General features: G+C 42.6%; 25 protein-coding genes. 14 read left to right on the plus strand and 11 right to left on the minus strand.

The window, feature by feature from the left end; translation table 11 throughout:
* Nucleotides 1-122 precede the first annotated feature (122 nt).
* The 3 genes from MKI85_RS10085 to MKI85_RS10095 all read left to right on the plus strand — a co-directional run bounded on the left by MKI85_RS10085 (nt 123) and on the right by MKI85_RS10095 (nt 2,145).
* Nucleotides 123-503: a cytochrome b562 gene (locus tag MKI85_RS10085; protein WP_241627436.1), complete on the plus strand. Its 381-nt coding sequence runs from the start codon at nt 123-125 to the stop codon at nt 501-503.
* Nucleotides 504-671: 168 nt separating this feature from the next.
* On the plus strand, nt 672-1,529 hold the full coding sequence (locus tag MKI85_RS10090; RefSeq protein ID WP_241627438.1) for a bifunctional transcriptional activator/DNA repair enzyme AdaA: 858 nt from the start codon (nt 672-674) through the stop codon (nt 1,527-1,529).
* A 1-nt stretch (nt 1,530) separates the two neighbouring features.
* Nucleotides 1,531-2,145 carry an alpha-ketoglutarate-dependent dioxygenase AlkB family protein gene (locus MKI85_RS10095; protein ID WP_241627440.1) on the plus strand — a complete coding sequence of 205 codons (615 nt, stop codon included), beginning with the start codon at nt 1,531-1,533 and terminating at the stop codon, nt 2,143-2,145.
* A gap of 54 nt (nt 2,146-2,199) precedes the next feature.
* On the opposite strand, the gene secB is transcribed toward MKI85_RS10095, so the two are convergent.
* The 4 genes from secB to rsgA form a co-directional block, all read right to left on the minus strand.
* Complete coding sequence (secB, locus tag MKI85_RS10100) at nt 2,200-2,658, minus strand: protein-export chaperone SecB (protein ID WP_241627442.1); 459 nt, start codon at nt 2,656-2,658, stop codon at nt 2,200-2,202.
* A gap of 39 nt (nt 2,659-2,697) precedes the next feature.
* Nucleotides 2,698-2,952 carry a glutaredoxin 3 gene (gene grxC / locus MKI85_RS10105; RefSeq protein WP_100241989.1) on the minus strand — a complete coding sequence of 85 codons (255 nt, stop codon included), beginning with the start codon at nt 2,950-2,952 and terminating at the stop codon, nt 2,698-2,700.
* Nucleotides 2,953-2,970: 18 nt separating this feature from the next.
* Nucleotides 2,971-3,378 carry a rhodanese-like domain-containing protein gene (locus MKI85_RS10110; protein ID WP_241627444.1) on the minus strand — a complete coding sequence of 136 codons (408 nt, stop codon included), beginning with the start codon at nt 3,376-3,378 and terminating at the stop codon, nt 2,971-2,973.
* Nucleotides 3,379-3,471: 93 nt separating this feature from the next.
* Entirely contained in the window at nt 3,472-4,536 is a 1,065-nt protein-coding gene (gene rsgA, locus MKI85_RS10115) for a small ribosomal subunit biogenesis GTPase RsgA (protein ID WP_241627446.1), read from the minus strand.
* Between the two features lie 124 nt (nt 4,537-4,660).
* Here rsgA and orn point away from each other — a divergent pair, with 124 nt between their 5' ends.
* The 3 genes from orn (at nt 4,661) to MKI85_RS10130 (ending at nt 7,090) form a co-directional block, all read left to right on the plus strand.
* Complete coding sequence (gene orn / locus MKI85_RS10120; protein WP_241627448.1) at nt 4,661-5,218, plus strand: oligoribonuclease; 558 nt, start codon at nt 4,661-4,663, stop codon at nt 5,216-5,218.
* A 170-nt stretch (nt 5,219-5,388) separates the two neighbouring features.
* On the plus strand, nt 5,389-6,123 hold the full coding sequence (locus MKI85_RS10125; RefSeq protein WP_241627450.1) for a Bax inhibitor-1/YccA family protein: 735 nt from the start codon (nt 5,389-5,391) through the stop codon (nt 6,121-6,123).
* Between the two features lie 163 nt (nt 6,124-6,286).
* Nucleotides 6,287-7,090 (plus strand): enoyl-ACP reductase FabI, encoded by an 804-nt coding sequence (locus MKI85_RS10130; RefSeq protein WP_241627452.1) that lies wholly within the window; start codon nt 6,287-6,289, stop codon nt 7,088-7,090.
* Between the two features lie 64 nt (nt 7,091-7,154).
* Here the strand turns inward: MKI85_RS10130 and MKI85_RS10135 are convergent, their stop codons facing one another.
* From MKI85_RS10135 to MKI85_RS10145, 3 genes are read right to left on the minus strand one after another with little or no spacing between them, the layout of a single operon-like run.
* Nucleotides 7,155-8,549 (minus strand): efflux transporter outer membrane subunit, encoded by a 1,395-nt coding sequence (locus MKI85_RS10135; protein ID WP_241627614.1) that lies wholly within the window; start codon nt 8,547-8,549, stop codon nt 7,155-7,157.
* Nucleotides 8,550-8,570: 21 nt separating this feature from the next.
* The gene (locus MKI85_RS10140) at nt 8,571-10,562 is read right to left on the minus strand and encodes a MacB family efflux pump subunit (protein ID WP_241627454.1); all 1,992 of its coding nucleotides are present in this window, start codon (nt 10,560-10,562) and stop codon (nt 8,571-8,573) included.
* A 2-nt stretch (nt 10,563-10,564) separates the two neighbouring features.
* Nucleotides 10,565-11,881 carry a MacA family efflux pump subunit gene (locus tag MKI85_RS10145; RefSeq protein WP_241627456.1) on the minus strand — a complete coding sequence of 439 codons (1,317 nt, stop codon included), beginning with the start codon at nt 11,879-11,881 and terminating at the stop codon, nt 10,565-10,567.
* A gap of 370 nt (nt 11,882-12,251) precedes the next feature.
* On the opposite strand from MKI85_RS10145, the gene MKI85_RS10150 reads away from it, so the two are divergent.
* Nucleotides 12,252-12,701 carry a bacteriohemerythrin gene (locus tag MKI85_RS10150; protein WP_241627458.1) on the plus strand — a complete coding sequence of 150 codons (450 nt, stop codon included), beginning with the start codon at nt 12,252-12,254 and terminating at the stop codon, nt 12,699-12,701.
* Nucleotides 12,702-12,729: 28 nt separating this feature from the next.
* On the opposite strand, the gene holA is transcribed toward MKI85_RS10150, so the two are convergent.
* The 4 genes from holA to MKI85_RS10170 all read right to left on the minus strand — a co-directional run bounded on the left by holA (nt 12,730) and on the right by MKI85_RS10170 (nt 17,622).
* The gene (gene holA, locus MKI85_RS10155) at nt 12,730-13,719 is read right to left on the minus strand and encodes a DNA polymerase III subunit delta (protein WP_241627460.1); all 990 of its coding nucleotides are present in this window, start codon (nt 13,717-13,719) and stop codon (nt 12,730-12,732) included.
* Nucleotides 13,720-13,724: 5 nt separating this feature from the next.
* A complete protein-coding gene (locus tag MKI85_RS10160; protein ID WP_241627462.1) occupies nt 13,725-14,249 on the minus strand; it encodes an LPS-assembly lipoprotein LptE in 525 nt (174 codons plus the stop codon).
* Between the two features lie 216 nt (nt 14,250-14,465).
* Nucleotides 14,466-17,087 carry a leucine--tRNA ligase gene (leuS, locus tag MKI85_RS10165; protein ID WP_241627464.1) on the minus strand — a complete coding sequence of 874 codons (2,622 nt, stop codon included), beginning with the start codon at nt 17,085-17,087 and terminating at the stop codon, nt 14,466-14,468.
* Nucleotides 17,088-17,265: 178 nt separating this feature from the next.
* Nucleotides 17,266-17,622 (minus strand): DUF4124 domain-containing protein, encoded by a 357-nt coding sequence (locus MKI85_RS10170; protein ID WP_241627466.1) that lies wholly within the window; start codon nt 17,620-17,622, stop codon nt 17,266-17,268.
* Nucleotides 17,623-18,247: 625 nt separating this feature from the next.
* On the opposite strand from MKI85_RS10170, the gene MKI85_RS10175 reads away from it, so the two are divergent.
* The 7 genes from MKI85_RS10175 (at nt 18,248) to iscX (ending at nt 24,902) form a co-directional block, all read left to right on the plus strand.
* Nucleotides 18,248-19,975 carry an acetolactate synthase 3 large subunit gene (locus MKI85_RS10175; RefSeq protein ID WP_241627468.1) on the plus strand — a complete coding sequence of 576 codons (1,728 nt, stop codon included), beginning with the start codon at nt 18,248-18,250 and terminating at the stop codon, nt 19,973-19,975.
* A complete protein-coding gene (gene ilvN, locus MKI85_RS10180) occupies nt 19,972-20,463 on the plus strand; it encodes an acetolactate synthase small subunit (RefSeq protein WP_004697653.1) in 492 nt (163 codons plus the stop codon). Before MKI85_RS10175 ends, ilvN begins: the two co-directional genes overlap by 4 nt.
* 105 nt (nt 20,464-20,568) lie before the next feature.
* The gene (ilvC, locus tag MKI85_RS10185) at nt 20,569-21,585 is read left to right on the plus strand and encodes a ketol-acid reductoisomerase (protein ID WP_241627470.1); all 1,017 of its coding nucleotides are present in this window, start codon (nt 20,569-20,571) and stop codon (nt 21,583-21,585) included.
* A gap of 453 nt (nt 21,586-22,038) precedes the next feature.
* Nucleotides 22,039-22,599, plus strand: a complete 561-nt coding sequence (locus MKI85_RS10190) for a DUF2971 domain-containing protein (protein WP_241627471.1) — start codon at nt 22,039-22,041, stop codon at nt 22,597-22,599.
* Nucleotides 22,600-22,757: 158 nt separating this feature from the next.
* Nucleotides 22,758-24,041 (plus strand): glycosyltransferase family 4 protein, encoded by a 1,284-nt coding sequence (locus MKI85_RS10195; protein WP_241627473.1) that lies wholly within the window; start codon nt 22,758-22,760, stop codon nt 24,039-24,041.
* Between the two features lie 28 nt (nt 24,042-24,069).
* On the plus strand, nt 24,070-24,621 hold the full coding sequence (locus tag MKI85_RS10200; protein WP_142767780.1) for a phosphatase PAP2 family protein: 552 nt from the start codon (nt 24,070-24,072) through the stop codon (nt 24,619-24,621).
* Nucleotides 24,622-24,701: 80 nt separating this feature from the next.
* On the plus strand, nt 24,702-24,902 hold the full coding sequence (iscX, locus tag MKI85_RS10205) for a Fe-S cluster assembly protein IscX (protein WP_100242009.1): 201 nt from the start codon (nt 24,702-24,704) through the stop codon (nt 24,900-24,902).
* The last annotated feature ends 96 nt before the right edge of the window (nt 24,903-24,998 follow it).

Here is a 24,998-nt window from a genome sequence, read left to right on the forward strand (position 1 = left end):
AATCCGTTGCATTTTTTATGTATGCTACATCAGTAAAATAAAGCGGAGTGTTTACAGAAATATTCTGTAGATTTGCCTAATGATAAATAAACCATAGCCACAGTTTTTGATAGGACATCATCATGATTAAAAGAACTTTAGCCACCGTTGTAATGTTGTCATCTTTGGTATTGAGCAATACCGTCATGGCGGTAGGTTTAGAAGATGACATGAAAACCCTCGGGAAAAATTATAAAGCCTTTAACCAAGCTTCAACACCACAAGCTGCAACGAGTGCACTGAACAATATGCGTGGTGCGGCAGTACATGCGAAACAGTATAAGTTGACGGCACATATGGCTGGAAAAGCACCAAGTTCAACGGCTTTGTTTGACCAAATTATTGTGGAAATTGACAAAACCAAAGCTCTTGCACAAGCAGGCAAACTCGACGAAGCGAAACAGCAAGGTAAAAAAATTGGCGAGTTACGTGACCAAGGGCATAAGGCTTATAAGCATCACTGATTGCGTTTCAGCATCAGCGAGTCCATTCGCTGCTAAAACTGTGCTACTTCGGCACAGTTTTTTTATGGCTAAAGGATGAGGTCTTTGCTGTAAGTGAGCATGATTCAGATTTCCAGATATGTGCAGAGTTGCTACATTAATAAGAGAAATCTTGACGGATCAATGGGCATGTCTTCGCAGCAGCATTATCAACGGATCGCTCAAGCCATTGAGTATATCCAACAGCATTTTCAGCATCAGCCGACTTTGGATGAAGTAGCTGCACAGATTCATTTAAGTCCAGCCCATTTCCAGCGCCTGTTTAGTGAATGGGCAGGCACCAGTCCGAAAAAATTTCTGCAATATATCAGTCTAGAACATGCCAAATCGATTTTAAGATCGAAGCAATCGTCATCTTTATTACAAACCACTTTGCAAACAGGGTTGTCGAGCAGCAGTCGCTTACATGATTTATTTATTCAGATTGAGGGCATGACTCCCGCAGAGTATAAGCATGGCGGTGCGGGACTAAAGATCCAATATGAATTTACCGAGACGATATTTGGTCGAGTTTTGGTGGCGTCCACAACTAAAGGGGTGTGCGCGCTGTCTTTTATTGAGCAAGATGATCATGCCGCCTTACAAGAGTTACGCACTAAATTTCCCAATGCCGAATATGTGCAACAAGAGGATGTCATGCAGCTACGGGCTTTGGCATTGTTGACTGCTCAGCCCAACTCAATCGAGCAAGTGAAACTGCATTTAAAGGGTTCAGCCTTTCAATTAAAGGTCTGGGAAAGTTTGCTTAAAATTCCTTCTGGGCAACTAGCAAGTTATGCTGATGTAGCCGCGCAGATTGATCAACCCAAAGCGTCACGTGCGGTGGGAACTGCCGTAGCGCATAATCCAGTGGCATTTTTGATTCCCTGCCATCGGGTGATTCAGGCTTCAGGCGTATTGGGCAATTATCATTGGGGCACTACCCGCAAGACTGCCATGATTGGTTGGGAAAGTGCGCAAAGCGATGCAGATGGTGAAGAGTCTTAAGATGTCTTTATTTCCAGTTGAATTTGATGCTAGCCAGAATTTACTGCCTTATCAGGGGTGCGTGAATTATTACGGTCAAATTATGGATGCTGCTGAGGCAGATGCTTATTTACAGCGGCTGTTAGAAACGATTGCTTGGCAAAATGATCTGGCGGTGATTTTTGGCAAGACCATTGTGACCAAGCGTAAAGTCGCATGGTATGCCGATCAGGCTTTTTCCTATACCTATTCCAAAACCACCAAACAAGCTTTGCCATGGACGCCTGAACTATTGGCGCTCAAAGCTTTGGTCGAAGCAAAAACTGGTGAGACCTTTAATGCCTGTTTACTGAATTTATATCATTCGGGAGAAGAGGGGATGGCATGGCATAGTGATGCCGAACGTGAGCTGAAACAGCATGCAGCGATTGCTTCTTTGAGTTTAGGTGCGGAACGCAAGTTTGCCTTTAAGCATAAGCAAACAAATGAAAAAGTGGAGCTGTTACTGGCACATGGCAGTTTATTGGTCATGAAAAATGAAACGCAAACCTATTGGCTGCACCGATTACCCCCAACGGAAAAAGTACAGGATATTCGGGTAAATTTAACTTTTAGAATGATGAATGAGCTGCAATAAAAAAGGCTGAATCCATGATTCAGCCTTTTTTAATCCATCATGAAAGATGAGGATTTAAGCTTGACCTTCAGCCATTGCAGATTGAGCGCGTTGCATATTGGCTTCGAACTCAGCATCAAAGTTGATTGGCGTTAACAACAACTGTGGGAAGCTGCCTTTAGTAACCATATCGTTCACCGCTTCACGTAAGAATGGGAACAAAATGTTCGGGCAGTATGCGCCTAAGATGTAAGGAAGACGTTCTTCTTCAACACCATCAATCAGGAAAATACCTGCTTGAGTCACATCAACGATAAATGCAGTATCGCCAGCATTGTTTGCTTGAACAACAACTTTTAAAGACACTTCGAAATGCGTTGGATCAACTTTTTCCGCAGAAGAAGAAAGGTTGATGTTTAATTCTGGCTGCCATTCTTTCGTGAAGACTTGTGCGCCAGGAACTTCAAAAGAAATGTCTTTAGTATAAATACGTTCGAGTGCCAATTGTGGTTGAACTTGTTGTTCTTCGCTCATTCTTAAATCCTTAATATAAATTTGAACTATGCTTTATGGTTAAGCCAATAATCCGTCGAGTTTACCCTCACGCTCTAAAGCATAAAGCTGGTCGAACCCACCAATAAATTGTTCACCAATAAAAATTTGTGGAACAGTGCGGTGGTTGGTACGTTGCATGAGTTCTACACGAACTTCAGGCGCTTCGTTGGATAAGTTAATTTCTTTGTATTCAACGCCTTTACGCTCAAGAAGCTGTTTTGCGCGAACGCAGTAAGGACATACAGTTGTAGAATAGATCGTTACTTCAGTCATTAGAGTCTCCTTAAGCAATTATTTGGCTTTTACCAAAGGTAAGCCTTGCGCTTTCCAGTTGCTGATGCCGCCGTCTAAACGGTAACTATCGGCATGACCGACTTGTTGCAAAGCTGAACCTGCGACTTGACCAAGGTTGCAAATAAACACCAATGGACGTTCCGCAGCTTTTAACTCTTCGACATGGCTTGCAATTTGGCTGTAGGGAATGTTACGGCTGCCACTGATGTGACCTTCACGGAAGTCTTTTGCATCACGTAAATCAATCAACATGGCATTTTTTGCTTTCACTAAAATACCCAAAGATTGTGGAGAGATTTTGCGACCATTGCGCTGTCCTTCAAGAACGAAGAACAACACCACTAATGCCCCAAGTGTTCCAAATAAAAAGGGGTGATTCCCCATAAATTCCAACCAACGTTCCACAAATCACCTAATTACAATTCAAAATTGCCTAGAGTATAGCTCATAAATATGGTGATCAAAATCACCGCTTCAAGGGGAGGACAGACAGAAAGTCTAATTTTTTTGCTGGGCTTCAGCAATTTCATCCATTAAACGTAAAAAACTGTCTAAACGGCGAGGCAAAATTTCACCATTGCTGGCAGCCAACCGCAGTGCACACTGTTTTTCATGTTTATGGGTACAGTTCCGGAACTGGCAGTAGCCCAATTGATTTTGAATCTCAGGAAAACCTTGTTGTACTTTTTCAGTGGTCAGATGCCATAAGCCAAATTCACGAATGCCTGGAGAGTCAATCAGTGATGCACCCTGACCAAATCCAATCAAACGGGTAGACGTCGTGGTATGTTGTCCCAGTGCCGAGTTTTCAGAAATGATGTTGGTTTTCTGCGCAGCATCGGGAACAATCGCATTTATTAACGAGCTTTTCCCAACACCCGATTGTCCCACAAAGGCAACCGTTTCACCTTCGAGGCGTTGCGCTAAGGCGCTCACATCTGCATCCCCCAGCGACTGGCACTGCATCACTTCATAACCCAAATCTTGATATTCTTTCAGCATATCCAAAATCGGGTCATTTTCTTTAAGTAAATCAGTTTTATTCAGCACCAACAGTGCTGGAATATCGGCATCGGCACAAGCCACCAAATAGCGGTCAATCAAGGTCGGTGCAGGTTCTGGTAAAGGTGAAAACACAATCACAATCAGGCTGATATTCGCCGCAACTGGTTTGACTTTATGATAACGGTCAGGTCGCGTCAGCAGTGAGCGACGTGGATGGATGGCGGTAATAATACCTAAACCCGTATTTGGATCGGCTTGCCATTTCACCCGATCTCCCGTAACCAATAGTTCAAGGTTGGTACGGGTATGGCAACGCCAAATACTACCCAATTCAATCGGTTTCCAAAACGGTTCAGGCTCCCCATCTTGGACAATTGGCTTTTCAGGATGCGTGTCAGGAACCGACAAGGCTTGAACCTCAAGTTGGCGACCATAGTGTTGCACCACCAAGCCTTCCAGATCATTTGAGGTGTCAATGTCTTCTTGACGTGTTTTTTGCTGTTTCTGAATACGACGCTGCTGTTGTTCAGTTAAGCGACGTTTACGAATTAAAGCCATTCATATCCTAAAAAACCACGAATTTAAGATGGCAAAAATAGCATGAAGCAGGGCATGAGTTACAGCATTGAGGGGATTAATTTGCTACTATAATTGTTTTTACAGCCAATAAGATTGCACATTTATGAGCAGCACGCCTGATACTCGCCTCATCTGGATTGACCTTGAAATGACAGGTCTAGATACCGATAACGATCAAATTATTGAAATTGCAACGATTGTTACAGATGATCATTTAAATATTTTGGCGGAAGGTCCTGTATTGGCCGTGCATCAATCTGATTTAATCTTAAATGCAATGGATGAGTGGAACACGCGTCAACATGGTCAGTCGGGTCTGATTGAACGTGTGCGCCGCAGTAAATTGAAGGCGAAAGATGCCGAGCAGCAAACCATTGAATTTCTGAAAAAATGGGTCAATCCAAAGAGTTCACCGATGTGTGGTAACTCGATTTGTCAGGATCGTCGTTTCTTACATCGTTTGATGCCTGAACTGGAACAATATTTCCACTATCGCAATTTAGATGTGTCTTCAGTAAAAGAGTTGGCGAAACGCTGGCGTCCAGAAATCATGAGTGGCTTAAAGAAAAATGCCTCGCATTTGGCAATGGATGACATTCGCGATTCAATTGCGGAATTGAAATATTACCGTGAATACTTCTTTATTATGAATAAAGACTAAAACGGAATTGGCTGAAAATGGGGTGTATTGCCCCATTTTTTATTTCCGTATTTAACTTAATCGGTTATATTTTCAACATAAAAGAAGAGGGCGTACAGTTTTAATTTGATTTAAAGCAAAGTACAAATTTATGTTTTTATTCGATTTAAATTATAACAAAGGGTTGAATCATGCAAAGTAATAATCCCATACTCAATCGTGTCGAGGTATATGCCGACTATAGCCAGCCGATGACCGTTCAAGGTGCTATTCAAAAATCGGTATTACTGACAGTTATTGCTGCGGTCGTGGGGCTGGGTATTTTTTTCTACAGTTTTATCACCTTAAATATTTCCATGGCTTATAGTGCCGCGATAGTTGGTGCTATTGGCGGACTTATTCTGGCACTGATTACCACCTTTAAACCGAATACGGCGAAAACGCTAGCCATTCCGTATGCCCTATTTGAAGGGGCTTTTTTGGGTGGCGTTTCAGTCATTTTCCAACTGAAATTCCCAGGCGTACCCTTACAGGCATTATTGGCAACTTTTGTCACCACCTTGGTGATGTTCACCTTGTATCGTTTGCAGATTGTACGTGCCACAGAAAAATTTAAGTCAGTGGTACTCTCTGCCACCATCGCGATTGCAATCGTGTTTGTGGTGCAATTGGTGATGCGTTTGGCTTTTGGTTCAAGCGTGCCTTATATTTTTGAAAGTAACTGGTTAGGGATTGGTTTCGCAGCTTTTGTTGCGGTGATTGCCTCGTTAAACCTGATTCTAGATTTCGATCTGATTGAAAGCAGTGCCGCACAACATGCGCCGAAGTCGATGGAGTGGCTCTCTGCGATTGCCTTATTGGCGACTTTAGTCTGGATGTACTATTCATTCATGCGTTTATTAAGCCTGATTCAAGGTGATGACTGATCGATGTTTGAAGACATTTATTCTGTTCAATCCAACTTCACCCTGCTTTTGCAGGGTGATTTGTTATGAATCTGTGATTTGCTGAAAAAAAGGCGCATTTTGCAATTTTGTTCTGATGCCAGAGTTGGCATTATTCATCTAAATTATTTTAAGTGAGAGTCACATGTCACAAGGACTACTAGCGGGAAAACGCTTTCTGATTGCGGGTGTTGCAAGTAAGTTGTCGATTGCATTTGGTATTGCTCAAGCATTGCATCGTGAAGGTGCGGAATTGGCCTTTACTTATCCGAATGAGAAACTCAAAAAACGTGTTGATGAATTTGCTGCGCAATTTGGCTCAACATTGGTGTTTCCTTGTGATGTTGCTGTGGATGCAGAAATTGACCAAGCTTTCGTAGAATTAGCAAAACACTGGGATGGTCTAGACGGTGTTGTGCATTCAATTGGTTTTGCACCTGCACATACTTTAGATGGCGACTTTACCGATGTCACGGATCGTGAAGGCTTCCGTATTGCACATGACATCAGTGCATACAGCTTTGTTGCGATGGCTCGTGCTGCAAAACCGTTGTTGTTGGCGCGTCAAGGTTGTTTATTGACGTTGACTTACCAAGGTTCAGAGCGTGTTATGCCGAACTACAACGTCATGGGTATGGCGAAAGCATCTTTAGAAGCAGGCGTACGTTACTTGGCGTCTAGCTTGGGTGCAGATGGCATTCGTGTGAACGCAATTTCAGCAGGTCCAATCCGTACTTTGGCGGCTTCAGGCATTAAATCATTCCGTAAAATGTTAGACGCGAATGAGAAAATTGCACCGCTAAAACGTAATGTGACGATTGAAGATGTCGGTAATGCAGCATTGTTCCTTTGCTCACCTTGGGCAAATGGTATTACCGGTGAAATCATGTACGTTGATGCAGGCTTCAATACCGTAGGTATGAGCCCTGACTTGATGGGCGATGACTGATCACGCTGCGTGATGAAGAAAAACGGCACTTGAAGTGCCGTTTTTTATGACTTTAATTTCAGTTTTATTCAGGTAATTGCTGAATCGGACTACCACCCAAAGCTTGCATCAGCGTGACATAAGCATTGTATTGGCTCTGTTTGGTATTCACCAAAGTTAGACGTGCACTACGTGTAGTTTCCTGCTGATCCAGTAAATTTTTTAAGGCGACGGCACCATAACGATAACGGACATCGGTCAGGCGTTCGGCTTTTTCCGCCAATTCTAAATTACGCTGTTGCAGCTTGACTTGCTGATCCAATTCACTGCGTGAAGACAAGGCATTTTCCACATCGGCAAAGGCTTGATACAGACTTTGACGATATTGCACAATCGCTTTTTCATAATCTAACTGGCTAATCGCAATATCCTTCTTCATGTCGTTATATTGCAAAAAAGGCAGGCTTAAACTGGCACCCAAGGTTAGGGCAGGATTACGTAAAAGTTGGGTCAAAGAGGTACTACTGCTGCCTAAATTACTTGTCAAACTAATCGAAGGATAATAGCTTGCGGTGGTGGCATCTTTGCTTGCCAAACTTTCACGCAGGCGTAATTCTGCTGCTTTTAAATCTGGACGACGAGACAAGATGTCCGCAGGTAGACCTGCGGCAATGCTTGGTAAAGTAAGTTGCGGCAAACGTTGTGGCTCTTGCACATCTAGTTGTTGTACTGGCATACGCAGTAGGACTGCAATCGCAGTACGCGTTTCAACTAGACTTTGCTGAATTTGGCTGAGACTGGCTTTCTGACTTTGTACCGATTGTTCAGCTTGGGTCAGTTCCAAACCCGAAACTGAGCCAGCCTGATATTGTGCTTTGACTAAATCATACAGTTTTTGTGAAGTGGCAAGGCTTTGCTGTGCGGTGCTTCGACTTTCATTATAATACGCCAATTGCCAATACAGTTTTGCCGTGGTGCTAATCAAGCTTTGCGCAGTGGCTTGCAAATCTTGTTCAGTCGCCAGTGCTTCCCATTTTTTTGCTTCGGTTTGACGTGCCAATTTACCAAATAAATCGACCTCATAACTGAGTCCAGCACCCAACGACAAGCCACTAGAATTATCTTCACCTGAATTCAGGTCAAATTCATGTCCTGCAGAAACCGTAGAGCTAACGCGAGGTTTCTGCTGATTTTCGCTTAATTCAGCCTGTAAACGTGCTTGTTTTAGGGTCATGCCTGCCACGGCTAAATCACTATTTTTCGCCAGTACGGCATCAATCAGTTGATTCAGTTGAGTATCGCCAAACAACCTCCACCATTGGTCAGCATAGATGGCTTGCTGGCGTTGTTGTACAGTTGCACGATCATATTGGAACTGGGCAGGCGTTTGTACTGCAGGTGCTTGATAAGGGGTTTTAACCACCGCGGCACAACCCACCAAAGTACTACCGAGTAGCATTGCCGTACACAGACGTGTCAATGAAAAATGCATAAGTTGTCCTTATTCTCTGGCAAGTGCTGCAACAGGATCGAGTTTGGCTGCATTCTTTGCAGGTAAAAATCCAAACACGACACCGATTAATGTCGAGCAGACAAATGCTGCAATAATTGAAGTGGTGGAGTAGGCGATGCCAAAATTGCCCCCCGCAAATTTCTGAATGATTTGACCTAAACCGAGGGAAAGCAGCACGCCTAAGACCCCACCAATCAGGCAGACTAAAATGGCTTCAATCAAGAATTGTTGCAGAATGTCACTTTGACGGGCACCGACAGCCATACGAACTCCAATCTCCTGAGTTCGTTCGGTGACTGAAACCAACATGATATTCATCACCCCAATACCGCCAACTACCAAGGAAATCACCGCAATTGCAGAAACCAACAAGGTCATGGTACTGGTGGTTTTTTCAATTGTTTGACGAATGCTGTCACTGTTCATGGTGAACACATCTTGCTGACCATGACGTTGAGTCAGCAAATTGACAATCGCATTCTCAGCCGCGCTGGTCGAATACTGATCATTGATTTGCACAACGATATTGCGCACATTGCTTTGCCCCAGCATACGGCTCATGACCGTGGTGTAAGGCATATACACATTCAGCGTATCATCGGAACCCATGGCACTGTTTTGCGGTTCAACAATGCCAATAATGCGTCCAGGCACACTGCCCAATAAGATCACTTGTCCAATCGGATTGGAACCATCACTAAAAAACTGTTTTTGCGTGTTGGTATCAATCACGACATCTTGGGTACGGTCACGCACACTACGTTGATCAAAAGTTTGACCATTTTTAAACGTTAGTCCTTTGACCGTGAAATAATCATTCCCCACACCGTTAATCGTGGCATTCGCTTCATTTTGTTGATAACGAATGGTTTTGGAAGAACTCACCATTGGGCTGACGGCACTGACATAGGGTTGGGTGGCGAGTGCATCTGCATCACTAGGCACCAAGGTTTTAAAATTCGCTGTTTTGGAGTTATCCCCAAAGCCACGCCCTTGGAACACGGTAATGGTATTGGTTCCCAAGCTACTAATATTACTGAGAATCTGCTTTTGTGAACCATTCCCCAAGGCGACTACAGTCACGACTGAGGCAATTCCGATAATAATCCCGAGCATGGTCAAAAAGGTGCGCATACGATGGGCATTCATGGACAATATCGCCATACGAAAGGCTTCACCGAGGCGATCTAGCAGAGAACGCCATGCAGACACACTTTTATTTTTTTCTTGCTGCGCTGAAATCGCCGTTTCAGCATCAGGATCATGGTGCAGTTCAGTGTCATGTTCTGGTTGATTGACCCGATCGGCAATAATTTGCCCGTCACTGATTTCAATAATGCGGCTGGCATTTTTCGCCACCTGCATATCATGTGTGACCAAAATAATGGTATGTCCTGCGGCATTCAATTCGCGTAGAATCCGCATCACTTCGACCCCACTATGCGAGTCCAAAGCCCCTGTGGGTTCATCGGCAAGAATTACATCCCCGCCATTCATTAAGGCACGTGCAATCGACACCCGCTGTTGCTGACCACCTGAGAGCTGGCTCGGGCGGTTCTGAGTTTTATTGCCCAGTCCAAGTTCAGTGAGTAGAGCAGTGGCACGTTGCTTGCGTGCATAGGGTGTGGTGCCTGCATAAATCGCAGGAACCTCGACATTGCCTTCAGCGGTTAAATCTCCGAGCAAATGATAGCGCTGGAAAATAAAGCCAAAATATTCGCGGCGTAATTCTGCCAATTGATCAGGTTCTAACTGTCCAGTTTCTCTGCCTTTCACCAGATAGCTGCCCGATGTTGGACGATCTAGACAACCCAAAATATTCATTAAGGTGGATTTACCCGAACCCGATTGCCCAACAATGGCAACCAGCTCACCTTCATAAATGGTTAGATCAATGCCTTTGAGAATTTGAACAGTGCTTTCGCCAGCAGGGAACTCTCGCACCAAATTGCTGACTTCAAGCAAGGCTTTTTTTGTCATGCTTACATTCCCACTGGTGGACCATTACGACGTTTATTGCTGCTATTGGCTGTTGCAGCAGTCGTTTCTGAGCTATCCGCAATCACCACTTCATCACCTTCTTTCAGTCCTGCCAAAACTTGCGCACTGACACGGTTATTTATCCCAATCAAGACTTGTTTCGGTTGTGCAGTTCCATCCGCTTGTAATACGCGAACCACGCTTAAGCTGGCTTTGCCATCTTTCACCAATTGCTGTTGCGCGGCATTTAACTTCAAACGTTCAAGTTGAGGAGCCTGAGCGCTGTCAGAATTGAGTTTTTCTTGTACTTTTGCTGATGTCTTGGCTTTGTTATTTGCAGGACGTTTGAAAATGGCAGAGGAAGGAACTAAGAGTGCATTTTGTGCAGAATCAAGCACAATGTAGACTTGTGCGGTCATATCGATGCGCAGTTTGCCATCATGATTGGGGACATCAAACAAGGCATTGTAATAAATCGCCGTGGAAGAACTGGTGCTGGTCGAACTGTCATCAGTAATTGAATCTGGTGCAGGTTCAATTTGGCGTAAGCTGGCATAGCGTTTGCTGTCATCCCCCAAAGTCGTGAAATAGACTTGTTGTCCTTTTTCAACTTTCATGATGTCGGCTTCACTAACCTGCGCTTTAATGGTCATATTTTGTAGTTTGGCAATTTTAACAATGGTGGGTGTGCTTTGATTGGCGTTCACCGTTTGACCTTCTTCAGTCACAATCGCCACCACAGTACCATCGGTCGGAGCCACAATACGGGTATAGCCAATATTGGTTTGTGCAGTGGACTTGGTCACTTTTGCAGACTCAATTTGCGCATCAATGGCTTTCACTTGTGCTTGAGCTGTTTTAAATGCCGCTTCGGCAGATTCTAGTTCTGCTTTTGAGGTTGCATCTTGGGCAAACATTTGCTGTTGACGTTTATATGCCAGTTGCGCTTCATTTAAGCTGGCTTCTTGTTGTAAGCGTTGTGCTTCTAAATTCTTAATATTGGCTTCCGCTGTTTTAAGACTATTTTCTTGTGTGGTGGAATCAATTTGCGCAATCAGTTGACCTTGCTTGACTTCATCGCCCAATTGCACATACATCTTTTGTACCTGACCTGACACCTGTGCACCGACACTAATTAACTTAGTGGCATCCAAAGTTCCTGTTGCCAAAACAGTATTTTCTAAATCACCACGAGTCACGCTTTCTGTGATGTATTGGGGTTGTTCTTGTTTTGGTTTTAAATAGTGCCAAGCTAAAAAAGCAAGCAGCGCAATACACAGCAGGGCAATCATAATTTTAAAGGATTTTATTTTTTGCATAGGAGTCAGGGAGTAAAAAATAATCATGGCTAGTATAGAAGTGAAATACGGATAAATCGTGAATTTTTTATATAAATAGAAATGATTATTATTTGTTTCGATAAGGTTGAAGCAGAATTCTCCAAAGGTTGCTTAAAACATCGGATAGATCACATCATGAATTGTTAAATGAAGGGCGTGTTCTGTTTTTTAATAGACTGAATGGATGCTCGAAACTGGGCAATTTACACTTTATTTTTCTCTAGATTTAAATTTTAAAAGCAGATAGTATTTAATTCCATAAAAAAAGTATGGGTTTTTTGTTTAAGATTAAACCCACATGAGTTGCTGCAATAAAAAATAACTTAATGAAAATAATGTGAGGGAAATCATGGAGTGGAGTGAAAAGTTTAATATTGGGATTGAGGTGATTGACAATCAACATCGACAAATTCTGGAATATATTAATACGCTGGATCAGATCCGAATGAGCGGACAGCGCAATCAAATTAAAGACGTGTTAGATGACTTGATTGACTACACCCAATCGCATTTTAGTTTTGAAGAAAATTTGCTGGAGCAAGTGAATTATCAATATTTACCCTCGCACCGAGGCATTCATGAATTGTTTGTGAAACGTTTGAACGATTGTCGTCAGCGCTTTGCACAAGGGGAAGCTGTTGAACATGATTTACATCGTTTATTGTCTAAGTGGTTAGTGAACCATATTCAGCATGATGATCAGGATTATGTCGATGCTGTACGTGACAATATGTTGCACTATTTACGTGTTCAGGAGCAGAAAAAAGGCAAAAGTTGGTTTGCACGCTTCTTTCGTTAGATGTGTATGCTGGACTGAGCTTGGGCTTTTAATTTAAAAACAAATTTTTACCGCAGAGCATAGCAATGGCTTGCAAAATCAGGTGTTCTGGATTTTCTTCACTTAAGCCTTTAATCGATGCATCGATTCGGAGCAAAAGCGTAGGCCAGCTTAGAAACTGTTTGGGGGGAAGGCGGCGTAAAGCCTGTTGATATAGACTGACTTTGGTTTTCCAAATGCCCAGCTGCAAGGCATTTTGCGGTTGCTCAAACAGTTGCATCAACAGGCGCATTTCCTTGCTGATACTCCAAAGCAACAAGCTCATCGGTTCGCCTGAAGCCAGTAAATATTGGTAAATCTTGACCGCTTGGGCGAAGTTACCTTCGAGTAAGGCATCGCTTAAATCAAAGGTGCTATAACGCGATTGATCTTGTAAACAGGCGAGTAGTTGTTCGATGCCAATCTGGGCTAAATCAGGAAAGGTATCCCGCACTCGCATCAAGCTATTTTTTGCTGCAAGCAAGTTGTGTTCGTGATGCTGTTCTAGCCATTGCCAGGCATTGTTGGCGAGTTGAATACCGAGCTTATCCGCTTCAACCGCTAAAATGCGTTGTCGATCTTGCGGGTAATTTGCAGTCAGAGATACATTGACACCATTGGCATCAATCACTTTGAAGAAGCCAGACTTTAAGCTGCTGCTGTCCTGTTTCGGCATCACAATCAACAACAAGTTTTGTTCATTGTGTTGCAGGTATTGGGTCAATAATTTAATGCCATTGGCATCGGGCTTAATGTTGCCATGCACCTCAATCGCAAGTTGCGTGGAAAATAAAGACAAGCTGTTTAGCGCATTGAACACGGTTTTCCAATCATTGACATTCGACATATCAAAGCGCTGGCGTTCAATATTTTGTTCTTGCCAGCTTTTTCGGAAGGCATCTAGCAGATTTTGTTCGAGTAAAGGTTCTTGACCATGCAGTACCCATGCACCACGTGCTTCTGGAATGCGTTTCAGGGCCTGCAAATAGTCGAGTTTCATAACAATTAAGGTTGAACTGTGTTGTTGGTAACTTTAGGTAAACGATTAGAAGAAATCTGACGCACAATTTGTTGTGCTACATCATCAATCAGGACTTCTTTTAAGAATTTTTCTTCTTGGTCATCGGTGTTTACCGTCGCCAAGTTGTATTGATAGCTTCGTGTAGCAGTCACAGTCCGCATTTCCGTCACAGGATTACCCTGAGCATCTTCAATACGGAAAGTCACGTTTAAACGTAGTAAAGTTTCAATCAGCTTGCCGCGTAATTCCTGACGTACAGGAGTGTAACTATAGACATGTAAACGGTAGGCATTCGGGCTATTACTGAGTTGTACGCCTGCTGCACCTAAATAAATCGATAATTTTTCTTCTAAGGCTTCAGTATCTTTCGGCAAAGACAAACTCATTTGTGCATATGCTACAGGAGTGGCAGAAGGTTGTGTGCCTTTGAGATGAAAGCCACAGCCCACTAAACCTGCACCTAGACCGCAAGTTAAAATAATAGTTGCGAAACGCTTGCCTAAATGCATGTATTTTCCTCTGTAAATGCTGACTTTGCAGTGTGATACAAAATGATTTCAAACGGATATGATTTTAGTAGCAAAGCCCGTTAAATGAAAACGGGCTTTGCTCGGGTTTTTATTTTATTCCTTAAGATTCCTTCTCCCTTTGGGAGAAGGTTAGGATGAGGAAAGTTTACCTCTCCCTAGCCCTCTCCTAGAAGGAGCGGGCAATCAATTAAGGAATTAAACCACCAAGTTCACAAGTTTATTCGGTACTACAATTTCTTTCTTGGTTGGACCTGTTAAGAATTGTTGTACTTCTGGTAAAGCTTTAGCCAGCGCCAATAGCTCATCTTTCGATGTATCTACAGACACTTCTAACTTGCCACGCAATTTACCATTGATTTGCACTACGATGGTTTGAGTATTACGGGTTAATGCAGACTCATCCACCACAGGGAATAGGCTTTGTGTTAATTCAATACCAAACTGAGTTAATAAAGTCTGACTCAAGTGCGGTGCAAACGGTGCAAGTAAGGTCAACAAAGTCGTGATTGCTTCACGCGCAACCGCCACATCATTGTCATCTTTGGCTTCAAACTTATTGCTGGCATTCAGTAATTCCATCAATGCTGCAATTGCTGTGTTGAATGCATGACGACGTTCAATGTCATCACCCACTTTCTGAATGGTTTCATGCGTTTTACGACGTAAGTCTTGCGCTTCTTTCGATAAATTGGCTTTATCAATTGCAGTTGCTGCATTGCCTTTTTCAAGGAAACCTGTCGTTAAACGCCAAACACGTTTCAAGAAACGGTTTGCACCTTCAACACCAGCATCCGACCATTCTAAAGATTGATCTGGTGGTGCAGCAAACATCATGAATACACGTGCGGTATCTGCACCGTACTGATCAATAATTGCTTGTGGGTCAATCCCGTTGTTTTTCGACTTGGACATTTTTTCTTGTCCGCCGATCACTACTTCTTGACCATCACCAGTGTATTTCGCAGAAAGAATACGACCTTTTTCGTCACGGTCTAATTCGATGTCCGCTGGATTAAACCAAGTTTTTTTGCCATTTTCCGCTTCACGATAGAAGGTATCCGCCAACACCATGCCTTGAGTCAACAAGTTGGTAAATGGCTCATTGCCTTGTACCACACCTTCATCACGCATCAATTTATGGAAGAAACGCGCATACAACAAATGCAGAATCGCGTGCTCTACACCGCCAATGTATTGGTTTACTGGTAACCAAGATTGAGCGGCTTCAGGTTTTACCATACCGCCAGTAAAGTCTGGAGAAGCATAACGCGCATAGTACCAAGAAGACTCTACAAAGGTATCTAAGGTATCCGTTTCACGACGGGCATCGCCACCACAGCAAGGACACTTGGTTTCGTAGAACTCAGGCATCTTGTTCAATGGGTTACCTGAACCGTCTGGCACCACATCTGTTGGTAACACCACTGGCAATTGATCTTCTGGAACAGTCACTTGACCACAAGTGTCACAGTTGATCATTGGAATTGGACAACCCCAGTAACGTTGACGAGAAACACCCCAGTCACGTAAACGGAATTGAACTTTTGAATTTGCCAAAGCTTGAGGTTCTAATTTTGCAAGGAAAGCATCAAATGCCGCTTGGAAGTCTAAACCGTCAAACTCACCAGAGTTGACCAATTTACCTTCTTTAGAACCGTACCATTCTTGCCATTCAGTTGCAGAGTAATCTGCATCTTCAGCGCCTTTAGCATCAATTACTTGCTTGATTGGTAAATTGAATTTGTTAGCAAATTCGAAGTCACGTTCATCGTGTGCTGGAACCGCCATCACCGCGCCAGAACCATAAGACATCAATACATAATTGGCAATCCACACTGGAACTTGTCCGCCAGTCAAAGGATGCTTCACAGACAAGCCAGTTGCCATGCCTTTCTTTTCAGCAGTCGCAAGGTCAGCTTCAGCCACTGAACCCATGCGGCATTCTTCAATAAATGCAGCAAGTTCAGGATTATTTTCTGCGGCTTTCAGCGCCATTGGGTGTTCTGCTGCTACAGCAACATAAGTCACGCCCATTAGTGTGTCAGCACGCGTGGTATAAACAGTTAAACCATCTGCATAGATGTCTGGATTTGCAGAAGGGAACGTAATTTCCATCCCAGTTGAGCGACCAATCCAGTTACGTTGCATGGTCAAGACTTGTTGTGGCCAACCGTCTTTGAGTGTGTCTAGGTCATCCAAGAGTTCTTGCGCATAATCAGTAATGCGGAAGTAGTACATTGGAATATCACGTTTTTCGACCAATGCACCTGAACGCCAGCCACGACCATTTTCTACCTGTTCATTGGCTAAAACAGTTTGGTCAACTGGATCCCAGTTCACGGTAGAAAGCTTACGGTAAATCAGACCTTTTTTATAAAGCTGTACAAATAGCCATTGTTCCCAGTGGTAATACTCTGGCGTACACGTTGCAAATTCACGATCCCAATCAATTGAAAGACCGAGCTTTTTCAACTGGTCACGCATATACGCGATATTTTCAAAGGTCCATTTTGCTGGAGCAACTTGGTGTGCAATTGCCGCATTTTCTGCAGGTAAACCAAACGCATCCCAACCCATCGGTTGTAAGACGGTTTCACCTTTTAAACGGTGGAAACGGCTGATTACATCACCAATCGTGTAGTTACGCACATGACCCATATGCAGCTTGCCACTTGGGTAAGGGAACATCGATAGAATGTAACGACGCGGACCTTCTACAGTGTCGGCAACTTTAAAGACTTTACGATTTTCCCAGTCTTGTTGGACGGTGGGTTCAATCGCACTAGCTTGATATTCAGGGTCAATATGAGTAGTCATAAACGTATTAAGGAACAACGGTTAAAAGTTTGCTGCACAGCATAGCGCAAAATGCACCTAAATGTGAATTTTGCAGCTGCTGAAGCGTAAGAAAAATTAAACTATTTCAGTTTAAAGAGCAGGAAAATGAGGGTTTCATTTTTTCTGGCTTTTATTGTGTTTTTTTCAGGTCTGTTGGTCATTGGGCTGTAGCTGAATCTACTGGAGATTTTACAACAGGCTTTGTCGTATCTGCTGGCATGGCTTGAACAGATCTTGATGCTGTATCTGGAGCTGAGGTGTTGACAGTCGTATTGGTTTGGTTTTCAACAGGTGTTTGAGGACTACGACTAGTAGTCGGAGCAGAATTGTTCCAACCATAGGTCTCGATTTTACCTTTTTTCTTGGCGGATTTTGGGGGAGGTGTGGTGGTGTAATGTGTCGAGCCATTCGCATCAACCCATTTGTAATAATCTTTGGCCCAAAGTGTTGTGCTTGAGCCGATTAAGGCACAAGTAAGCGTGATAGCACTAAGCAGATGAAATGGAAGAGACATGTGTGTTGTCCTGTTTTATTTCTAAGATCAAAAGGAGTTGTCTGTAAATTGTTCAAATTGCCAATTTAAAGATTTTTGATTGGAATAGGGATTGTTCAAAATAGTATAGGTTGATTTTTATTTTGGACAAGACATTCTCACTTGAATTTTTTGAAAATCAGATGGATTTAATGTCTAAAAATTATAGAGATAGCAGATAAAGAGTGGAAATTTATCATAATCATTTCAATGTTTGACTGAGTGTGCAAAAAACTCGATTTAGATTAAAAAATGCACGGTCTGTAAATAATCAAAAAAAAGCTGTTTTTTCAACTTGACAACAACAGGTTAAACAAGAAAAATGCTGTCTTTAGTTTTATGTGCCTTCTCTCGATCACCCTTCGAAGAAGTGTTACGTCATGCAATGGGCGTCATCTCTAGCCGAGATGGTGAACAAAGCAAATAAAAATATGTTTATCCCAACATGTTTTAGATCCCATATTGCTCAAACAGCAAGCGGGTCGGATTTTTTTCCTATTGCCATGAAAACTATGAAATATGTGTGCTATAACAGTGCAGACAATTAATGAATGAACACTGCTGATGTCTCCCATCAAGCGGTGATAAAAGATTAGGGTGAATCACGTTGGAACTTTTATCTGGTGGTGAAATGCTTGTTCGCGCATTAGCGGACGAAGGCGTTGAACATGTTTTTGGATACCCAGGCGGCGCAGTTTTACACATTTACGATGCGCTTTTTCAACAAGACAAAATCAATCATTATCTCGTACGTCATGAGCAAGCTGCTGGTCATATGGCTGATGCTTATTCACGTGTTACAGGTAAAACTGGTGTAGTTCTGGTCACTTCAGGACCAGGTGCAACTAACACAGTTACTCCAATTGCAACTGCTTATATGGACTCAATCCCAATGGTGATTTTGTCTGGTCAGGTGGCTTCGCATTTAATTGGGGAAGATGCATTCCAAGAAACAGACATGGTGGGTATTTCTCGCCCAATCGTGAAACATAGTTTCCAAGTGCGTCATGCAAGTGAAATTCCTGCAGTTATCAAAAAAGCATTCTATATCGCGGCAAGTGGACGTCCAGGTCCTGTTGTGGTCGATATTCCGAAAGATGCAACCAATCCTGCAGATAAATTTGCCTACGAATATCCTGAAAAAGTGAAGATGCGTTCTTATCAACCACCGCATCGTGGTCACTCAGGTCAAATTCGTAAAGCGATTGATGAATTAATCAATGCCAAACGCCCTGTAATTTATTCAGGTGGTGGTGTGGTTCAAGGCAATGCATCCGCATTATTAACTGAATTGGCACATTTATTGGGCTATCCAGTGACCAATACATTGATGGGCTTAGGTGCTTTCCCGGGTAACGATGAGCAGTTCATCGGTATGTTGGGGATGCATGGTACGTATGAAGCCAATATGACCATGCACAATGCAGATGTGATTTTGTGTGTCGGTGCGCGCTTTGATGATCGCGTGACCAATAATCCTGCAAAATTCTGTCCAAATGCAAAAGTGATTCATATTGATATCGACCCTGCGACGATTTCAAAAACCATTATTGCGCATATTCCAATTGTGGGTGCAGTAGAGCCTGTACTTCAGGAAATGTTGGCACAGCTCAAACAAATGAATGTGTCTAAGCCAAATCCTGAAGCGATTGCGGCTTGGTGGTCACAAATCAATGAATGGCGCAAAGTGCATGGTTTGAATTATGACAAACCAACTGATGGTTCAATGAAACCGCAACAGGTGGTTGAAGCATTAGACAAAATTACCAATAGCCAAGCGATCATTACTTCAGATGTGGGTCAACATCAGATGTTTGGTGCGCTTTACTATAAATACACGCGTCCACGTCAGTGGATTAACTCGGGTGGTTTAGGCACCATGGGTGTTGGCTTGCCATATGCAATGGCGGCAAAACTTGCCTTCCCAGACCAGCAAGTCGTGTGTATTACTGGTGAAGCCTCAATTCAGATGTGTATTCAAGAACTTTCAACCTGTAAGCAATATGGCTTAAATGTGAAGATCTTGTGCTTGAATAACCAAGCTTTAGGTATGGTGAAGCAGTGGCAAGATATGAACTATGAAGGACGTCATTCAAGTTCTTATGTCGACTCATTGCCTGATTTTGCCAAATTGATGGAAGCTTACGGTCACGTTGGCATTCAAATTGACCATGCCGACGAGCTTGAATCTAAGCTTGCAGAAGCGATGGCAATTAACGACAAATGTGTATTCATTAATGTCATGGTCGATCGTACTGAACACGTTTACCCAATGTTGGTTGCGGGTCAGTCGATGAAAGATATGTGGTTAGGTAAAGGAGAGCGTACTTCATGAGACACATTATTTCTGTACTCGTTGAAAACGAAGCTGGTGCGCTTTCTCGTTTAGTGGGTTTATTCTCGCAACGTGGATACAACATTGAAACACTGAATGTTGCACCAACTGAAGACCCGACTTTGTCACGTTTGACCCTGACGACGTATGGCGATGATCACAAAATTGAGCAAATCACCAAACAACTGAATAAATTAGTTGAGGTGGTGAAAGTGGTTGATTTGTCTGAAGGTGCACATATTGAGCGTGAATTAATGCTCATTAAAGTGAAATCACTCGGTTCGGCACGTGCTGAAATTAAACGAACTGCGGACATTTTCCGTGCGCAGATTGTTGATGTGACACCAACGACCTACACCATTCAAATCGCGGGTACGACTGAAAAAATTGATGGTTTTATTGATGCATTAGCTGAAAACACCATCCTTGAAGTTGTGCGCTCTGGTGTTTCAGGCATCGCGCGTGGCGAAAAAGTTTTAACCATTTAATTATTTAACACAATTCAACCTCCTTTTGAGAAAGAGGAGGATTTCATCAAAAAATAAACCCCTTGATGGAATTACAGAATACAAAGCATTTTAGCGGAGACAGCAATGCAAATTTTTTACGATAAAGACTGCGACTTATCTATCATCCAATCTAAGAAAGTAGCGATCATTGGTTACGGTTCACAAGGCCATGCACACGCGCTTAACTTAAAAGATTCTGGCGTAGACGTAACTGTAGGTTTACGTGCGGGTTCAGCATCTTGGAAAAAAGCTGAAAACTCAGGTCTTAAAGTATCTGAAGTTCCAGCTGCAGTTGCTCAAGCTGACGTCGTAATGATCTTGACTCCAGATGAGTTCCAAGCTCAACTTTATCGTGACGTGATTGAACCAAACATCAAAGAAGGTGCAACTTTAGCATTTGCTCACGGTTTCTCTGTTCTTTATAACCAAGTTGTGCCACGTAAAGACTTAGATGTGATCATGGTTGCACCAAAAGCACCGGGTCACACTGTACGTTCAGAATACCAACGTGGTTCAGGTGTGCCTGACTTAATCGCAATTCACCAAGATGCTTCTGGTAATGCACGTAACGTAGCGCTTTCTTATGCTTCTGGCGTAGGTGGTGGTCGTACAGGTATCATCGAAACTTCATTCCGTGAAGAAACTGAAACTGACTTATTTGGTGAGCAAGCAGTTCTTTGTGGTGGTGCGGTTGAATTGGTGAAAATGGGCTTCGAAACTTTGGTTGAAGCTGGTTATGCACCAGAAATGGCTTACTTCGAATGCTTACACGAACTTAAGTTAATTGTTGACTTAATGTTTGAAGGTGGTATTGCGGACATGAACTACTCAGTGTCTAACAACGCTGAATATGGTGAATACGTAACTGGTGTTGAAGTCATCAACGAACAGTCTCGTGAAGCGATGCGCAATGCACTTAAACGTATTCAATCTGGTGAATATGCGAAAATGTTCATCAACGAAGGTGCGTTGAACTACCCATCAATGACTGCTCGTCGTCGTCAAAATGCGGCACACGGTATTGAAGTTACGGGTGCTAAATTACGTGCGATGATGCCTTGGATTCAAGCAAACAAAATCGTTGATAAAGAGAAGAACTAATTTCTCGAATCAATTGATTTGATTGCGAAGACCCACTCTATTTGAGTGGGTTTTTTATGTTTATGGTTACGTGCCTCAAAAAGATAAAAGCACTGCTTTCATTTTTTTCGTACCTTGGATTCAAGCAAACAAAATCGTAGACAAAGAAAAGAACTAATTTTATGATCTAGCTGATTGATATGCGATAAAAACCCTTGCGAAAGCGAGGGTTTTTTATGGGATAAGAAGAATGATTCTATATAAATATGTCAGTTTTGAAGCTGGTTTAAAGATTTTGGAAACAAGTACTTTGGGATTCCTCATTTAGAGGACTTTAATGATCCATTTGGAGGCACGGGTTTGGGGTTTTATGATTCGGACGTTCCTTTACCTGTTGTAATCAATGCATTTCGAAATCGTTTTTTGAGAAAATATTGTATTTTGAGTCTAACCAGAACGGCTTTGAATCCACTGATGTGGTCGCATTATGCTGATAGCTATAAAGGAATGGTCATTGGTATTGATACTGAAAAAGCTGGCTTTGAAAATATTGATCAATATGTAATTCCAGCCCAGAAAGGCGAAGTTAGATATTTAAAAACAGTGTCCAAAGGTGTTAATGCCGCCAATATGGATAATTTACTTTCAATAGGTAATTCGAGCTCATTAAATTGGCAGGTGAGTGAAAATCTTCTGAAGCATGGTTTCCTTTATAAAATGCAAGAATGGGTATATGAGGAAGAAGTGCGAATTGTTGAAAATATCTCCTCGGCGAATATTGGATATCATTATTCAACTCAAAGTGAGTTTGAGTTAGAGGGTCAACTTTGGCATCGGGTGGAGCTTCCTACCAGACCCATATATACCACCAAAATTCCGAAAGAAGCATTTGTAGATGTAACTTTGGGTTTATCTACCTATAAGGAATTAAAGCGCTTACAAGAACGAGAGACACAGCAGTTTAACCCTGAAAAAGTGGAGCGGCTGGAAAAATTATTGGCATGGATTGGTTTGATGAACCTACCCATATATTGAATTGAAAGGGATAATCAGGATTGGGTGCTGCAAAGAAAAGAGATGACTAGATAATCTTTGCAATATGCTGGTGGTCTATATTGAATCTGTCATGAATTTATCATCAAACTGTCAAACTGGACATCTATGCTAAGGGAAAATCAAGCAATAGGTGTCATATGTCTAACATATCCACTGTGGGCCTGCTAAAACAACAAGATTTTCCAGACAGTTTTAAGTTTTATTTCAAATTACAAAAAAACAAAAGTAGCTTAGAAGAAATAAGTGTTTTAAATGATCTGGTTCGCCCACGGTTAAAAATTGCAATTGTCACAGAAACATGGCCGCCAGAAGTGAATGGGGTGGCTTTATCGCTGATGCAACTGTGTAAAGGACTGCAAAAGCAGGGGCATAAAATTCTACTTATTCGTCCGAGCCAGACTCAATCGTGTATGGATTTTATGCCGAATAAAGAATGTCTGGTCACAGCACAAAGTATCCCTAAATATCCGAGTCTGCAATTTGGCTGGCCGCAGTTTCTGAAAGTTGCCAGTGTTTTAGATGAGTTTATGCCCAATGTGGTGCATGTGGTGACTGAAGGACCATTAGGCTTAACCGCATTACATGCTGCCAAAAGTCGAGATATTCCAGTATCTAGTGGATTTCACTCGCCTTTCCAAGATTTTAGCCGCTTCTTCGATTTGGCATTTCTGGTGAAACCTATACAGCACTATTTACGCTGGTTTCATAACAATACCCAATTGACTTGTGTTCCGAGCAAAGACACCGAGAAAGCACTTAAGCAATTTGGCATTAAATGTCCCTTGGTTGTCGTCGGGCGAGGGGTGGATACTCAACAATTTTCTCCGCTCTATCGTTCTGAAGCATATCGGTGCACTTGGGGGGCGGATAGCAATACCACCGTCATGCTTTATGTGGGGCGATTATCACCAGAAAAAGAAATTGATGTGCTGATTCGTAACTTCATATGTATGCAACAACAAGATGAAAAACAGCACAAATTGGTGATCACGGGCGATGGACCTGACCGCCAGCGACTGGAAGCATTGGGGCTGGCGCATGGTGTGATTTTTACCGGCAGCTTAACTGGTAAGAATCTTGCTAGTGTATATGCAAGTGCTGATGCTTTTGTATTCGCCAGCCAAGTCGAAACCTTTGGTAACGTTGTTTTGGAAGCGATGGCTAGTGGTTTGCCAGTGGTGGCTTATAATTATGCATGTGCGCATGCTCATATCGAGCATGGCAATACGGGATGGTTAAGCACGCTGGGTGATGTAAATAGTTTTTCATCACAAATGCAGCGTTTACCCAGTCCAAACATACTCAACAGCATGGGGCAGCGTGCTCGAATTAAAGTGATGGAAATGGGTTGGCAGCTTCCTGTCATGCAATTGGAGCAGGCTTTATATCAAGTGGCTAAGGAAACACGAATGATAGCGTAAGCAAAACAAAAGCTTGAGGAGAGAAATTATGAATTTTAAGAATGCAAAAATAAAAATGCTCGATCTCGACTTAAAAGGCTGTTTATATCTGAACCATTTTTCCCATTCAGAGCGAGTGGCACATTTTTTTAAATTGATCAGCCGATTAGGTGATGGAGTTTTCTGGTACATCATGTTGATGAGCCTGTGGATTTTGCAGGGTTTATCTTATAGTGTGCAAATGCTGTATCTGATTGTAGGTTCTTTGCTGGGAACAGCTATTTATAAAATTCTAAAAACCAAGACGGTGCGTCCACGACCTTATCAAGTTCATCAAGTGATTCGATTGTGTGAACGTCCTTTAGATCATTTTAGCTTTCCGTCAGGACATACCTTACATGCGGTGATGGGAAGTGTAGTGATTGGTTCGGTTCAGCCAATTTTATTGGTGTTGATGTTGCCATTCACCGTATTGGTGGCATTATCCCGTATGGTATTGGGTCTGCATTACCCAAGTGACGTTGCTGTTGGCGCCATTATTGGAGCAAGTGTGGCAGCAGTTGTTATTGCTTGTGCACCGATGTTTAGTCTGGTCTTGTAGATGGCATGATACTGAGTAGTTTTTCAGACCTGCTAAAATTTGTTAAAGTAGCGTAGACATAGCATAGATTAGGAACAGTTATGGGTTTACGTTGGACCGATACCATGGATATCGCGATTGAATTATATGAAGCACATCCAGATGTGGACCCGCAATGGATTCGTTTTACCGACCTGCATGCATGGGTATGTGCTTTACCAGATTTTGCTGATGATCCGAATAAATCCACAGAAGGTTTGCTCGAAGCAATTCAAATGGCTTGGATTGACGAAGCCAGCTAATTCAGGCTTTTCCAGCAGCACATCGAAAAAATCCAGTTTTTTTACATATCAAAAGCTGATAATTGCTCATTATTCGGTATAATGCGGCAAAATTTT

Source organism: Acinetobacter zhairuonensis (genome assembly GCF_022601715.1).
Lineage (GTDB): Bacteria > Pseudomonadota > Gammaproteobacteria > Pseudomonadales > Moraxellaceae > Acinetobacter.

Bases quoted from the DNA above. Each gene is read 5' to 3' on its own strand.
- holA (WP_241627460.1), bottom strand. From the start codon at position 13,719: ATGAAACTCGACTATTTGCAGGCCCTGAAACGCATTCCAGAAGCACGT.
- MKI85_RS10095 (WP_241627440.1), top strand. From the start codon at position 1,531: ATGTCTTTATTTCCAGTTGAATTTGATGCTAGCCAGAATTTACTGCCT.
- MKI85_RS10150 (WP_241627458.1), top strand. From the start codon at position 12,252: ATGGAGTGGAGTGAAAAGTTTAATATTGGGATTGAGGTGATTGACAAT.
- MKI85_RS10195 (WP_241627473.1), top strand. From the start codon at position 22,758: ATGTCTAACATATCCACTGTGGGCCTGCTAAAACAACAAGATTTTCCA.
- orn (WP_241627448.1), top strand. From the start codon at position 4,661: ATGAGCAGCACGCCTGATACTCGCCTCATCTGGATTGACCTTGAAATG.
- MKI85_RS10160 (WP_241627462.1), bottom strand. From the start codon at position 14,249: ATGCATTTAGGCAAGCGTTTCGCAACTATTATTTTAACTTGCGGTCTA.
- grxC (WP_100241989.1), bottom strand. From the start codon at position 2,952: ATGACTGAAGTAACGATCTATTCTACAACTGTATGTCCTTACTGCGTT.
- leuS (WP_241627464.1), bottom strand. From the start codon at position 17,087: ATGACTACTCATATTGACCCTGAATATCAAGCTAGTGCGATTGAACCC.
- MKI85_RS10130 (WP_241627452.1), top strand. From the start codon at position 6,287: ATGTCACAAGGACTACTAGCGGGAAAACGCTTTCTGATTGCGGGTGTT.
- MKI85_RS10145 (WP_241627456.1), bottom strand. From the start codon at position 11,881: ATGCAAAAAATAAAATCCTTTAAAATTATGATTGCCCTGCTGTGTATT.
- rsgA (WP_241627446.1), bottom strand. From the start codon at position 4,536: ATGGCTTTAATTCGTAAACGTCGCTTAACTGAACAACAGCAGCGTCGT.
- MKI85_RS10090 (WP_241627438.1), top strand. From the start codon at position 672: ATGTCTTCGCAGCAGCATTATCAACGGATCGCTCAAGCCATTGAGTAT.
- secB (WP_241627442.1), bottom strand. From the start codon at position 2,658: ATGAGCGAAGAACAACAAGTTCAACCACAATTGGCACTCGAACGTATT.
- MKI85_RS10085 (WP_241627436.1), top strand. From the start codon at position 123: ATGATTAAAAGAACTTTAGCCACCGTTGTAATGTTGTCATCTTTGGTA.
- MKI85_RS10200 (WP_142767780.1), top strand. From the start codon at position 24,070: ATGAATTTTAAGAATGCAAAAATAAAAATGCTCGATCTCGACTTAAAA.
- MKI85_RS10190 (WP_241627471.1), top strand. From the start codon at position 22,039: ATGTGGTCGCATTATGCTGATAGCTATAAAGGAATGGTCATTGGTATT.
- MKI85_RS10125 (WP_241627450.1), top strand. From the start codon at position 5,389: ATGCAAAGTAATAATCCCATACTCAATCGTGTCGAGGTATATGCCGAC.
- MKI85_RS10170 (WP_241627466.1), bottom strand. From the start codon at position 17,622: ATGTCTCTTCCATTTCATCTGCTTAGTGCTATCACGCTTACTTGTGCC.
- ilvN (WP_004697653.1), top strand. From the start codon at position 19,972: ATGAGACACATTATTTCTGTACTCGTTGAAAACGAAGCTGGTGCGCTT.
- MKI85_RS10140 (WP_241627454.1), bottom strand. From the start codon at position 10,562: ATGACAAAAAAAGCCTTGCTTGAAGTCAGCAATTTGGTGCGAGAGTTC.
- iscX (WP_100242009.1), top strand. From the start codon at position 24,702: ATGGGTTTACGTTGGACCGATACCATGGATATCGCGATTGAATTATAT.
- ilvC (WP_241627470.1), top strand. From the start codon at position 20,569: ATGCAAATTTTTTACGATAAAGACTGCGACTTATCTATCATCCAATCT.